Below are 12,408 nucleotides of genomic sequence, written 5' to 3' on the forward strand. Positions count from 1 at the left end.
AGGTGGTCTGGTTGATCTCACGGCCGAACTGCGCAAAGCCACGGCAGGCGGCATGATCGATCGGCCGATCTGGATAAAACGCAAGTCTGGCGCGCCGCTCGCCGTGCGTCTGGTTGCGATCAGGAAGCCGGCGCAAGCTGCCGCGGCTGCGCGACGCAAGGCACGCCGGACCGCACAAAGGGAGGCCATCAGCTCTCCAGCCAAACACTGGACGCCGCAGATTGGGTGATCCTGGTGACCTCACTCAAACCAAAGGACTTCACGACGGCCGACATTCTCGCCCTCTATCGGCTGCGATGGCGCATCGAGCTCGGCTTCAAGCGGCTGAAAAGCTTGATTGGCCTGAAGGGGCCGCCCGGAACTGACGAGCGATCCGCCAGACCCCATATCCTTGCCCATCTGCTGATCATTCTTCTGCTCGAGCCGCTCGTCGACGAACTCGAGGACTCTCCCCGCTTGGCCGACGCCGCCTGACCCGCCCAGGGGCGTGGCGACTCCTGCACCAGCTCGTCGCTTCGCTCCGGCAAGCCATCATTCCCCAGCCCGCAATCGCTTGCCTCCGCAGACTCCGCTCCACGCTCCGACGGCACCTCCGCGAGCCGCCCAGACACAAGCGTCGCTATCAAGCAATCCAACTACCTTAGCGCCTATGGGCGAAAGCCGGGACCCATAACCACGAATGTGGGTTATGGCGCGACGCTGGGGCTGCAGCTTTCGTAAACAACACAACCCTGTGGTCATGGTCCCGGCTTTCGCCGGGACGACGCGAGATAGGTTGGCGGCTCACCCCGCTGCCGTCACGCAGTTCACCCACAGCACCACGGCATTCGCATCGGCGTCCGGATTGGAAAAACTATGCGGCCTCCGGCTGGCGAAGCGGAAGCTGTCACCTTGTTTCAAGGTCCAGGTCTCGGCATCCACGGTCAACGTCATTTCGCCTTCGAGCACGAGGCCGGCTTCCTCGCCGTCATGAGTGTAGAGTTCGTCGCCGGTGCTGCCGCCGGGGGCGAGATGCACCAGGAAAAGATTGAGCCGGCTCTCGCTGCCGGCCGGGCTCAGCAATTGTTTCGAGACACCGCTGCGCCACAGCTTCAGCTCGGCGCGCTGCGCCTCGCGCGTGACCACGCCGTTTGCCGCCGCGTCGTCATTCGGCGTGGTACCGAACAGCGCGGCGATGCCGACGCCGAGCACGTCGGCGAGCGTCGCCAGCACGCGCAACGAGGGCGACGACAGGCCGCGTTCGATCTGGCTGACGAAGCCGATCGACAGCTTCGTGCGCGCGGCGACCATCTCCAGCGACATCTGCCGGGCGCGACGCAGGTCGCGGATGCGGCGTCCGACGGCGAGGTCGACCAGCGGCTCGGCCGGCTTCCTTGCCGCGCGGCGCGCCGTCGCAGGCTTGCCTGTCGTTGCTTTGCGCATTCGCTTGCCGCCACTCACGTCAAGCCGCTTCCTTCATGTGCATGAAAATAACTTGCATTGGCCGTGATTTCGTGACCACAATTTCATATTGGTGAAAATAGGCCGGAAGGGCGTTGCCCGCAACAACAAGCTCGAAAGTAAACGGGCGACGCGGCGCCGGTGTCAGCTTCGGGAGGTGTTGCGATGTCGTTTCAGCGTCTCGTCCAGGCCGCGATCGCGGCGCTTGCGCTTGCCTTGAGCGCGCCGTCTGAGGCGCAGCAGGTCCTGAAGGTCGGCTCCACGCCGACCGGGATCCCCTTCACCTTCCTCGACACCAAGACCAATTCGATCCAGGGCATCATGGTCGATCTCGCCACCGAGATCGGCAAGGATGCCGGCTTTTCGGTGCAGATCGAGCCGATGCAGTTCTCGGCACTGATCCCCTCGCTGACCTCGAACAAGATCGATATCATCGCCGCCGCGATGTTCGCGACCGCGGCGCGCAAGGAGGTGATCGACTTCTCCGACGCCGTCTACACCTATGGCGAGGGCCTCGTGGTGCCGAAGACCGACACCAAGGCCTACACCTCGCAGGAGGATCTGAAGGGCACGGTGGTCGGCGCCCCAGGTCGGCACCGCCTTCGTCGATGCGCTGAAGAAGACCGGGCTGTTCAGCGAGGTGAAAGTCTACGACAACATTCCCGATATCCTGCGTGATGTGAATGCAGGCCGCCTCAAGGCCGGCTTCGCCGACTATCCGATCCTCGCCTATAATCTGCAGCAGGGCAATTTCGCCGAGGTGCGTCTGGTCGATGGCTACAAGCCCGTCACCGTCGGCACGGTCGCGATCGGCGTGCGCAAGAGCGATACCGAGCTGCTCAAGAAGATCAACGCCTCGCTCGCCAAGCTGAAAGGCAACGGCAGCATCGCAAAGATTCTCGAGAAGTGGGGCCAGAAGGGCAGTGCTTCGTGAGAGCGCCGATGGCATTCGGTTGCACAGTACCATCCACGTCATTGCGAGCAAAGCGAAGCAATCCATTTCGCCGCGCTCGCGGAAGGATGGATTGCTTCGTCGCTTCGCTCCTCGCAATGACGGGTTCGTGCGGCAGCCGGCTAATCGTGCCGATGTCGTCTCGCGTTTGAGCCGATGCAGAAATTCTTCAGTGACGCCGTCGAGTTCGTGCCTATCCTGTTGCAGGGGGTCTGGCTGACAGTCGTCGTCACCGTCGGCTCGCTGGCTCTGTCGACCGTGCTTGGGCTGGTATGGGCGCTGATGCGGGTGTCCGGCATCGGATTTTTCGTCGGCCTTAGTGCCTCGCTGATCAACGTGATCCGCGGCATCCCGATCATCGTGCTGCTGTTCTACCTCTATTTCGTGATGCCCGATTTCGGCATCGCGCTCACCGCGTTGCAGGCGGCGATCCTCGGGCTCGGCATCGCCTATTCGGCCTATCAGGCCGAAAACTTCCGCGCCGGCATCGAGGCGATCGACAAGGGGCAGATCGAGGCGGCGCAGACCATCGGCATGGGCTGGTGGCTCACCATGCGCCGTGTGGTGCTGCCGCAGGCAATCAGGATCGTGCTGCCGCCCTACGGCAACATCATGATCATGATGCTGAAGGATTCCTCGCAGGCCTCGACCATCACGGTCGCCGAACTCGCGCTGCAGGGCAAGCTGATCGCCTCCTCCACCTTCAAGAACACCAGCGTGTTCACGCTTGTTGCGCTGATGTATCTGACCATGAGCATTCCACTCATCCTATTGGTTCGGCATTTCGAGACCAAGGCGAACCGCAAATGATCGAGCTGAAGGACGTTCACAAGAGCTTTGGCAAGGTCGAGGTGCTGAAGGGCATCTCGGCGTCGGTCGCGAAAAGCGAGGTGGTCTGCATCATAGGCCCCTCCGGCTCCGGCAAGTCGACCATCCTGCGCTGCATCAACGGGCTGGAGAGCTATGACCGCGGCGAGATCAGCGTCGAGGGTGCGCGGGTGGATCGCGACTCGCCTTCGATCGTGGCGATCCGCACCCAGGTCTCGATGGTGTTCCAGCGCTTCAACCTGTTCCCGCATCGCACCGCGCTGGAGAACGTCATCGAGGGCCCGCTCTATGTGAAGAAGGAGCCGCGTGAGCAGGCGATCGCGCGTGGCCGCGCGTTGCTGGCGCAGGTCGGGCTCGCCGAGAAGGCCGACGTGCATCCACCGCAGCTCTCGGGCGGCCAGCAGCAGCGCGTCGCCATCGCCCGCGCGCTGGCGATGCAGCCGAAGGCGATCCTGTTCGACGAGCCGACATCGGCGCTCGATCCTGAACTGGTCGGCGAGGTGCTCTCGGTGATGCGCAAGCTCGCCGACGACGGCATGACCATGGTCGTCGTCACCCACGAGATGGGCTTCGCCCGCGACGTCGCCGACCGCGTGCTGTTCATCGACGGCGGCGTCATCGTCGAGCAGGGCGCGGCGAAGTCGGTCCTCAACCAGCCGCAACACCCGCGCACGCAGGATTTCTTGCGTCGCGTGTTGCACCCGTTGTGAGGGATCTATTGTGACGTCGGATCGTGAGGCATCAAAGGTTCACCTCTCCCCTTGTGGGAGAGGTCGGATTGCATCGCTAGACGAGATCCGGGTGAGGGGTTGCGCTCTCTCGTGGGATCTGAACCCCTCGCCCGACGCTGCGCGTCGACCTCTCCCTACGGGAGAGGTGAAACGAGAGCTTGCAACATGACCCTCCCCACCCGCCAGCCGCTGCCGCCGAGCCTCTACGCCGACACCGCAGTCGAGGCGGCGCCAACGCCGCCGCTCACCGCAGACAAAAGCGTCCCCGTCGCGATCATCGGCGGCGGCTTCACCGGGCTCTCCACTGCGCTGCATCTTGCCGAGCAGGGCGTCTTCGCCACCGTGCTGGAAGCGCAAGAGCCGGGCTGGGGTGCATCCGGTAACAATGGCGGGCAAACCAATCCCGGGCTGAAGCACGACCCCGACCAGATCGAAGCCGATTTCGGCCCCGATCTCGGCCGCCGCATGATCGAATTTTCCTACGGCACCACCAACTTCACGCACGACCTGATCCGCCGCTACCAGATCCCCTGCGAGGCGCGGCAGAACGGCACGCTGCGCGCCGCCTACAACGAGGCCAGCGCCGCTGCGATCGCGGCGACCGCGAAGCAATGCATCGTACGCGGCATGCCGGTGAAGCTGCTGGACGCCGCCGAGGTGCGCGAGATGACCGGCAGCGACCGCTACCTCTGCGCCATGCTGGATGCGCGTGGGGGCGATCTGCATCCGCTGAGCTACGCGCGCGGATTGGCGCGTGCCGCGATTAGCGCGGGCGCGGCTGTCCATGGCGAGACGCCGGCGCTGCGGCTCGGCCGCGACGGCGGCCGCTGGCGGATCGAGACGCCGCGAGCAGTCGTCCACGCCGATAAGGTGCTGCTCGCGACCAACGGCTTCACCGACGACCTCTGGCCGGCGCTCCGCCGTAGCATCGTGCCGGTGTTCTCGTCGATCGCCTGCACTGCGCCGCTTTCGGACGAGGTCGCGCGCGCGATCATGCCGACGCGGCCGGTGCTCTACGAGAGCGGCCACATCACGGTCTATTACCGCATCGATCAGCGCAATCGCCTGTTGATGGGCGGCCGCGGCCCGATGCGCTGGATCAACAGCCCGTCCGACGTCGCCTATCTGATCCGCTATGCCGAGCGGCTGTGGCCGCAGCTCAAAGGTGTCGCCTGGACCCACGGCTGGAACAGCCGCCTCGCCATCACCGCCGATCACTATCCGCATGTGCACGAGCCCGCCGACAACCTTTTGATCTCGCTCGGCTGCAACGGCCGTGGCGTCGCGCTCTCGACCGCGATGGGCGCGCAACTCACCCGCCGCCTGATCGGCGGAAGCAAGGCCGAGATCGACATGCCGATCACGGGCATCAAGCCGATCCCGATGCACGCCTTCTGGCGCGTCGGCGTCACCACTGCGGTGCTGACGGGGCGGGTGAGGGACCGGCTCGGGGTATGATCGAGCAGTGCCGTCGAAACGTACCTCATGCCGCGAGAATGCGGACCCTTACCAGCCGTCATGCCCGCGCATGCGGGCATCCAGTACGCGGCGGCCTTCCGCTCTAGGCCTGACGTCCCTGGAATACTGGATCACCCGCATGCGCGGGTGATGACACTGTGGTTGTTTGATATGTGAATCGGAATCCAGCCGCACGTCAGTCCGGCGTAGTGACGTCCCATCAGGTCGACAGCGGCCTCAAGTCATACAACCCGACGACCCCACCACGGATACTGGCTCGGCATGTCCTGTGAGACCTTGCCCGGAAGGGCCGGCTTGCGCTTCTCGACAAAGCAATGATGGCTCTGACCGCTTCACGCCTCCGCAACCGCATCGCCCCAAGGCTGGAACGTCTCGGTGGCGCCGCTGTTGGTCGCACCATCGCGCAGCACGACGCTCGGGCAGGCGAACTTCATCGGCAAGGTCTGGATGCGCGCCTCCTCGTAGGAGAAGCGCCCGCGCAGCGTATCGCGCACCGCCTGCGGCAGCCGCACGTCGCCGATCACGACGGCGCCTTCGCTGGCGTCGATCCGCGGCTGATGGATCGCGGTGTCGAGGTCCATGCCGAAATCCATCACGAAGGACAGGAGCTGCGACACCGCCGGCAGGATGCGGCGGCCGCCCGATGCGCCGGCGGCGAGGCGACGTCCATCGGCGGCTTGCGCGATCACTGGCGTGTAGTTGGTCAGGCAGCGCTTGCCGCCGGCGAGCGAGTTCGGATTGCCCGGCGTCGGATCGAACCACATGATGCCGTTGTTCATGGTGAGCCCGGTGTTCGGCGTCACGAATTTCGAGCCGAAGGTCGACAGCAGCGTCTGCGTCACCGCTGCCATGTTGCCGTCGCGGTCGACCGCGGCGAAATGCGTGGTGCAGGAGGGAGCGATCGCCTCGGCGCCGAGCGAGCGGCGGCCGTCGACGTCGCCCATGTCCTTCAGCCGCTCGCGATAGGCCGCCTGCAGCGACTCGGCATAGGCCGCGTAAGCCGCGGCATCCGGGCCGCTGCGCGCGGGCTCGAACGCCTTCTGCAGCAGGCCGAGCGTGCGCGCCATGGTGGGCCCCGCGGTCAATTCCGGCGTCGCGTAGACCGTGCCGCCGCGATAGGGGATCGCCAGTGGCTCGCGCAGATGGGCGCGGAAGGCAGCGAGGTCGCGCACCGACAACGCACCGCCGGCGGCCTGGATGTCGTCGGCGATGCTGCGTGCCAGATCGCCCTCGTAGAAGTCGCGCGGGCCGGCCGCGGCAAGCTGGGCCATCGTCGCCTTCAGCCTGTCCTGCGGCATGCGCACCACCGACTTGATGCCCCATTGCGCGCTCGGCGGCAGGCCGTCGTGTAGATAGGCGGCGGCGCTGGCGGGGTAGCGGCGCAGGTCGGCGGCGGAGCTTGCGATCATCGCGGTGGTCCACCAATCGACCAGCAGGCCTTCGCCGGCGAGTGTCACGCTCGGCGCCAACAGCTCCTTCCACGGCATCCTGGCGTGGCGGCGATGCGCCTCCTCCATGCCAGCGACCACGCCGGGCACCGCGATCGATCCGGGGCCATGCAGGTTGCGGTCGTTCTTGACGCGGGCCCAGGGGAAGAGATCGGAGGCCGCGCCCGAGCCGGTCAGCGGATAGTCCTCGATGCGCAGACTATCGGGCGCGCGCATGCCGTAGTCGATCACCTCGGTGCGGTTCTCGCGCGCGCGGTAGAGCACCATGGCGCCGCCACCGCCGACGCCGCTCATCCAGGGCTCCACCACGCCGAGCGCGAACGTGGTTGCAATCACCGCGTCGACGCAATCGCCGCCCGCTGCCAATACCGCCGCGCCGATCTCCGCGGCCTTGCGCGATTGCGCGGCGACGATGCCGCCCTTCGAGGTCACGGCGGGTTTGCGGATCACTTGCGAGTTGGAGAACTGATCGGACATGGCGCTGTTTTCGCTGTTCTTGTTGCGGGTGGATGACCTTAGCGTAGCATGCCAAGCAAGGCACGGTGAGCGCAACAACTAGCAATTCCGGGGAGAGGAAAATGACCGCAGTGAAGCGCGAGCGGGACGGCAGTATCGGCATCCTGACACTCAACGATCCCGCCAGCCTGAACGCGATGACGCCGGAGTTGCTCGGCGATCTCGCGACGGCGATCGGCGAGATGAGCAGCAACGCCGGGCTGCGGGCACTCGTGCTGACCGGGGAGGGGCGTGGCTTCTGCTCGGGGCAGAACCTCAAGGCGTCCCAGTCGCTCGGTGACAACATCTATGTCGGCGTGATGAGGCATTATTGGCCGGCGCTGCAGGCTTTGCGCGAATGTCGCGTGCCGGTCGTGGTCGCGGTCAATGGCGTTGCGGCCGGCGGCGGCTTCAGCCTTGCGATGTCCGGCGACATGATCCTCGCAGGCCGGTCGGCGAGCTTCATCCAGGTGTTCAGCCGGATCGGCCTGGTGCCCGACCTCGGCTCGACCTGGCTGCTGCCGCGGCTGATCGGCCGCCAGCGCGCGCTCGACCTGATGCTGTTGAACGAGCCGCTGTCGGCCGAGCGCGCCAAGGAATGGGGATTGGTGCGCGAGGTGGTCGACGATGCAAGATTACTCGACGAAGCCAAGGTGCTGGCGCGGCGTCTCGCCGACGGGCCGACCCGGGCGCTGGTCGCGACACGGCAGTTGCTCGAGGCGAGCGAGCACGCAAGCTATGCGGATCAGTTCCGCCGCGAGCTCGAGGTGCAGATGGTGATCCGTGAGAGCGCCGATGCGCAGGAAGGCCGCAAGGCCTTCGTCGAGAAGCGCAAGGCCCAGTTCACGGGACGTTAGGTGGAGGACGCGTGGTTGTCGAATCGGCGGGCGGCGATTTCGGTTCACCTCTCCCCAGCCGGGGAGAGGTCGGATTGCGTAGCAATCCGGGTGAGGGGTCTTGTTCTCTCATTGGACCGTAACCCCTCACCCGATTTGCACTGGACGATGCTTCGCATCGCCGGGCGCAAATCGACCTCTCTCAAGGGAGAGGTGAACCTTCGATGCGGTTCAAGTTCAACCTGATCTCTTCTTTCAGGCCGTGGCACCAGCTTCTTCGACGCGCTACCCGATCGCGATGGCGACCTTGCCGAAATGCGCGCCGCTGGCCATGTGGGCGAATGCGTTCCTCACCTGGTCGAACGCGAAGACCTTGTCGATCACGGGCTTGACGCCGTGCATGCTGATCCCGTCGCACAGCGCTTGCAGGTCCTCGACCGAGCCCACCGTGACGCCCTGCAGCCGCTGCTGCTGCATCACCATCAGCGGCAGCCGCGTGTCGGATGCTGCGGGACCGGCGAGCACGCCGATGAAGGCGATAGTGCCGCCGATCTTGGTGGCGCGGATCGATTCGTTCAGCGTGCCGACGCCGCCGACCTCGACGACCAGATCGACGCCGCGCCCGGTCACCTCGCGCGCCTTCTTGCCCCAATCGGGCGTCGTCTTGTAGTTCAGCGTGACGTCGGCGCCGAGCTGCTTCAGCCGTGCGATCTTGGCGTCGCTGGAGGATGTCGCGATCACGCGGGCGCCGCACATCTTGGCGAATTGCAGCGCGAACAGCGAGACGCCGCCGGTGCCTTGGGTGAGCACGGTCTGTCCCGGCTTCACGTCGCCGAGCTTGACCACTGCGCTCCAGGCCGTGAGGCCGGCGCATGGCAGTGCCGCGGCCTCGATATCGCTCAGGTGATCCGGTGTGCGCACCAGCGCGCGTGTCGGAAACAGCCGATACTCGGTCAACACGCCGTCGACGCTGCCGCCGAGCGCCGCGCGCATCCGTGTCTCGCTCGGCGCGCCGCCGAGCCAGTCCTCGAAGAAGCTGCCGATGACGCGATCGCCGGGCGCGAAACCCGTGACGTCGGCGCCGACCGCCTCGACGACTCCAGCGCCGTCGGAGACCGGTACCAGCGGAAATTTCTGGCGCGAGCCGTAGCCGCCCTTGACCGTCAGCAGGTCGCGATAGTTGAGCGTCGCCGCCTTCAGCCGGACCAGAACCTCGCCGGGGCCGGCTTGCGGCACCGGCTTATCGACCAGCGCAAGCGCATCAACGCCCCCTGGGCCTTGCAACTCGTAGCACTTCAAAGGACGTCTCCCGTAGCGGACTGTTGTCTCGGACGGCGCTTGCTGCGTCGTCGCGCGTGCACTGAGCATATGTCAGCCGGGCCGGGCGTGGCCATAGCGTGCAACGCAGCGCGCAACATGGTGCCCATGTCGGAACCTATTGGCGCCGTGCCCAAATGCGGTCAATCTGTGCGGACCCAGCGCGGGAGGTGAGCATGGCTGCCTTGCTTGAGACGGGAAAGACTCTGATCGGTATCCTCGTGCGTCGCATGGCTTGGGCGATGGTTGCCGTAGCCCTGATCAGTTGCGGCGGCGCGATGGCGCAGGCGGCCGATGGTCTCTACCGCGCGCAGACCGTCGTCACCGGCCAGGGCGAACCAAACCGGATCATCGGGTTCGGCGCGTGCCTGGAAGACGTGCTGATCAAGGTCTCCGGCCAGCAGGCGCTCGCTAGCGACAAGCGGCTCGCCGCGTACAAATCGAAGGCCAAGGAGTTCGTCAGCGACTTCAGCTATCATGACCAGTACGCCGGCAAGCCGCATCACGACGAACAGGGCACCCGCGACCGCCCGTTCGATCTGACGGTGACATTTGACGAGCAGAAGATCGACGGCCTGCTGACCACGTTGGGCCTGAAGCCGTGGAAGGCACAACGGCCGATGCTCGGCGTCTTCGTCGAGATGCAGCAAGGTCCGAAGGACTACATCGTCACCGCCGACGGCACGCAGGCGGACCTGCAGCGCGACGCGCTTTCGGCGGCGGCGGATAAGCGCGGGATGCGCCTTATTCTGCCGAGCGCGGCCGCGCTCGCCGCGTCGAACATCACCGCAGCCGGCCTCAATAAGGTGCCGTCAGCGAAACTGATCTCCATTGTCGCGCCGCAGGGCGGCGAGACCGCCTTGGTCGGACGGCTGGTTTGGGATGACAACGATCTCGGCTGGGCGACGCAATGGCGGATCGACTGGCAGGGCAAATCGTACACGTGGCGGATGCGCGGCGTCACTTTCGACGAGGCCTTTCGTCGTGGCATTGGTGGCGCGGCACAGGCCTTGTCGGGCAACGGTCATCCAGGGACGGACAATCGATCCAGGTGATGTCAGGGTCGGAGAGTTCGTCAGTCGCGCGAATTGCCCTCGGTGCGATTGTGTCAGGAATATTTCAGCGGTTCGAGAACCGTGAGCGGATTGACTTATTGCCTGATCGGGCATTGGATACCCGGCATATTTCAGGGACGGTGATTTATACTCATGGCAACTCCAGGTTTAGTTACTGTGACGGTTTGTTTCAGCGCGTTTTCCCAATTCGCAAGACCAGCCTTCCAGACGGCATCGCGAGCTGAGCGTCCCGATAGCAAGACGATCGGCTAGGCAGCGATATGTGGAAGAGCGCGAAGCTCAGGCACCGCGAGGCGAGAGTCGCAGGCCTTCGTGCGGCCCATTCACCGGTATCGGCCATTCCGACACCTGATGCGATCGCCGAGCTCCAATCGCAGCTCGAGGGCTCCGTGGTCCTGCCGACCGATCCCAATTACCATGCCGCCCGGCAGGTCTTTAGCCAGGAATTTCAGGTCCTCCCGCAACTCATCGTCTATTGCGAGGTGTTCGAGGACGTCAGGCATTGCCTGAAATTCGCCCGGCGCCACAAATTCTGGGCGATCACGCGTTCTGGCGGGCACAGTACGGCCGGCTATTCGGTCATCTGCGACATGGTGATCGACCTGAGCCGCATGAACTACGTCGTCGTCGACGCGGTGGCCAAGCGGGCGGTGATCGGTGCGGGCGCCACGTTCGGCCACATCAATGCGGTGCTCAACGGCTACCGGTTGCACATGCCGGGCGGCGCCTGCGAGGATGTGGCGATCGCGGGCTACATGCAGGGAGGCGGCTATGGCTTCACCTCCCGCGAGTACGGCATGAATTGCGACAATCTGATCGATGCAACTGTCATGCTCGCGGATGGCAGCATCGTGCTGGCTAGCGAAACCGTGAATCAGGATCTGTTCTGGGCCATCAGGGGCGGCACAGGCAACAATTTCGGCGTGGTGCTGCAGGCGACCTACCAGTTGCACGACCTCTGGAAGATCTGGGGGTTCGGTCTGCTGTGGCCGATCGAGCACGCGCCCGCCGCGCTCGTCGAGCTGCAAAAGAACTACATGACCAAGGGCGCTGCGGATCAACTCGGCTACATGGTGATCGTCACCGCCCAGCAGGGCAAGAATGTCATGCTGATGCGCGGCACCTATCATGGAAGCCGCGAGGAGGGGATGGCCGCGCTGTCTTCGTTGCTGGCGACCAAGGGCGTTCAGCTCCAGGTCGACATGGTCGACACCTATCTGGCGGTGAATCGCTACATCGTCGACAAGCCGTTTCCGATCCCCGACGTGCCGAACTCGGTGATGGAGGACAAGCAGAGCGCCTATGTCTCGCGGCCCTTGAGCCTCAACGACTGGCGCAAAATCATGAACCGCTTCGCGCAATCGCCGTGCCCTTGGAGCTGGTTCGTGATCGAGCCTTATGGAGGCCAGATCAACCGCGTCCGCAAGGGCGCCAACGCGTTCATCCATCGCGACGTATTGATGAACACGTTCTTTGGCCTGTTCTGGCGCACGCCGGAAGAAAAGGCTCCTTACGAGCAGTTCCTCGACGACTTCATGAAGATGTACGCGCCCTACTGCAACGGGCATTCCTATCAGAACTACCCGCGCCGCCAGCAGAAGGGTTTCGCGAAGGCGTATTGGGGTGACTATGACTCGTCATTGGTGGCGATCAAACGCAAGTACGACCCCGATGGCTTCTTCCATTACCAACAGGCCGTCGCGATGAAGGGTGGAGGCCGCAAACCACCTTTGGTGCCGCCCACGCCGGGGCCCATCGTGCGCGAGCCCTATTCCAGCGGCGCCTAGCTTCGATGCATTGGGAGGG

The 12,408-nt window shown here is 64.8% G+C and carries 10 protein-coding genes and 1 pseudogene; 8 read left to right on the top strand and 3 right to left on the bottom strand.

All coding sequences use genetic code 11. The annotated features are described in order from the left end of the window. Positions 1–69: 69 nt before the first annotated feature. Positions 70–474: a transposase gene (locus P6U30_RS08705; RefSeq protein WP_407170405.1), complete on the top strand. Its 405-nt coding sequence runs from the start codon at positions 70–72 to the stop codon at positions 472–474. 309 nt (positions 475–783) lie between these two features. Here P6U30_RS08705 and P6U30_RS08710 read toward each other — a convergent pair whose 3' ends face one another. Further along, positions 784–1,422: a cupin domain-containing protein gene (locus tag P6U30_RS08710; RefSeq protein WP_407168993.1), complete on the bottom strand. Its 639-nt coding sequence runs from the start codon at positions 1,420–1,422 to the stop codon at positions 784–786. A gap of 183 nt (positions 1,423–1,605) precedes the next feature. Between P6U30_RS08710 and P6U30_RS08715 the strand changes: the two are divergent. From P6U30_RS08715 to P6U30_RS08730, 4 genes and pseudogenes are all read left to right on the top strand, one after another. After that, positions 1,606–2,374 (top strand): annotated as a pseudogene (locus P6U30_RS08715) (ABC transporter substrate-binding protein). 174 nt (positions 2,375–2,548) lie between these two features. Beyond that, a complete protein-coding gene (locus P6U30_RS08720) occupies positions 2,549–3,202 on the top strand; it encodes an amino acid ABC transporter permease (RefSeq protein WP_407150949.1) in 654 nt (217 codons plus the stop codon). Further along, positions 3,199–3,930, top strand: coding sequence for an amino acid ABC transporter ATP-binding protein (locus P6U30_RS08725; protein WP_407168994.1), 732 nt, complete (start codon positions 3,199–3,201; stop codon positions 3,928–3,930). Before P6U30_RS08720 ends, P6U30_RS08725 begins: the two co-directional genes overlap by 4 nt. A gap of 186 nt (positions 3,931–4,116) precedes the next feature. Then, a complete protein-coding gene (locus P6U30_RS08730) occupies positions 4,117–5,409 on the top strand; it encodes an NAD(P)/FAD-dependent oxidoreductase (RefSeq protein WP_407168995.1) in 1,293 nt (430 codons plus the stop codon). A gap of 353 nt (positions 5,410–5,762) precedes the next feature. Here the strand turns inward: P6U30_RS08730 and P6U30_RS08735 are convergent, their stop codons facing one another. Then, a complete protein-coding gene (locus tag P6U30_RS08735; protein ID WP_407168996.1) occupies positions 5,763–7,355 on the bottom strand; it encodes a gamma-glutamyltransferase family protein in 1,593 nt (530 codons plus the stop codon). Between the two features lie 101 nt (positions 7,356–7,456). Between P6U30_RS08735 and P6U30_RS08740 the strand changes: the two genes are divergently transcribed. After that, the gene (locus tag P6U30_RS08740) at positions 7,457–8,230 is read left to right on the top strand and encodes an enoyl-CoA hydratase-related protein (protein WP_407168997.1); all 774 of its coding nucleotides are present in this window, start codon (positions 7,457–7,459) and stop codon (positions 8,228–8,230) included. 264 nt (positions 8,231–8,494) lie between these two features. On the opposite strand, the gene P6U30_RS08745 is transcribed toward P6U30_RS08740, so the two are convergent. Continuing rightward, entirely contained in the window at positions 8,495–9,508 is a 1,014-nt protein-coding gene (locus tag P6U30_RS08745) for an NAD(P)-dependent alcohol dehydrogenase (protein WP_407168998.1), read from the bottom strand. A 194-nt stretch (positions 9,509–9,702) separates the two neighbouring features. Here P6U30_RS08745 and P6U30_RS08750 point away from each other — a divergent pair, with 194 nt between their 5' ends. Together P6U30_RS08750 and P6U30_RS08755 are read left to right on the top strand one after the other, a co-directional pair. Further along, positions 9,703–10,581, top strand: coding sequence for a DUF2066 domain-containing protein (locus P6U30_RS08750; RefSeq protein WP_407168999.1), 879 nt, complete (start codon positions 9,703–9,705; stop codon positions 10,579–10,581). Positions 10,582–10,862: 281 nt separating this feature from the next. After that, the gene (locus P6U30_RS08755; RefSeq protein ID WP_407169000.1) at positions 10,863–12,389 is read left to right on the top strand and encodes an FAD-binding oxidoreductase; all 1,527 of its coding nucleotides are present in this window, start codon (positions 10,863–10,865) and stop codon (positions 12,387–12,389) included. The last annotated feature ends 19 nt before the right edge of the window (positions 12,390–12,408 follow it).

The organism is Bradyrhizobium sp. ORS 111 (genome assembly GCF_045571485.1).
Taxonomy (GTDB): Bacteria; Pseudomonadota; Alphaproteobacteria; order Rhizobiales; family Xanthobacteraceae; genus Bradyrhizobium.

Bases quoted from the DNA above. Each gene is read 5' to 3' on its own strand.
- P6U30_RS08725 (WP_407168994.1), top strand. From the start codon at position 3,199: ATGATCGAGCTGAAGGACGTTCACAAGAGCTTTGGCAAGGTCGAGGTG.
- P6U30_RS08720 (WP_407150949.1), top strand. From the start codon at position 2,549: ATGCAGAAATTCTTCAGTGACGCCGTCGAGTTCGTGCCTATCCTGTTG.
- P6U30_RS08740 (WP_407168997.1), top strand. From the start codon at position 7,457: ATGACCGCAGTGAAGCGCGAGCGGGACGGCAGTATCGGCATCCTGACA.
- P6U30_RS08710 (WP_407168993.1), bottom strand. From the start codon at position 1,422: ATGCGCAAAGCAACGACAGGCAAGCCTGCGACGGCGCGCCGCGCGGCA.
- P6U30_RS08750 (WP_407168999.1), top strand. From the start codon at position 9,703: ATGGCTGCCTTGCTTGAGACGGGAAAGACTCTGATCGGTATCCTCGTG.
- P6U30_RS08755 (WP_407169000.1), top strand. From the start codon at position 10,863: ATGTGGAAGAGCGCGAAGCTCAGGCACCGCGAGGCGAGAGTCGCAGGC.
- P6U30_RS08730 (WP_407168995.1), top strand. From the start codon at position 4,117: ATGACCCTCCCCACCCGCCAGCCGCTGCCGCCGAGCCTCTACGCCGAC.
- P6U30_RS08735 (WP_407168996.1), bottom strand. From the start codon at position 7,355: ATGTCCGATCAGTTCTCCAACTCGCAAGTGATCCGCAAACCCGCCGTG.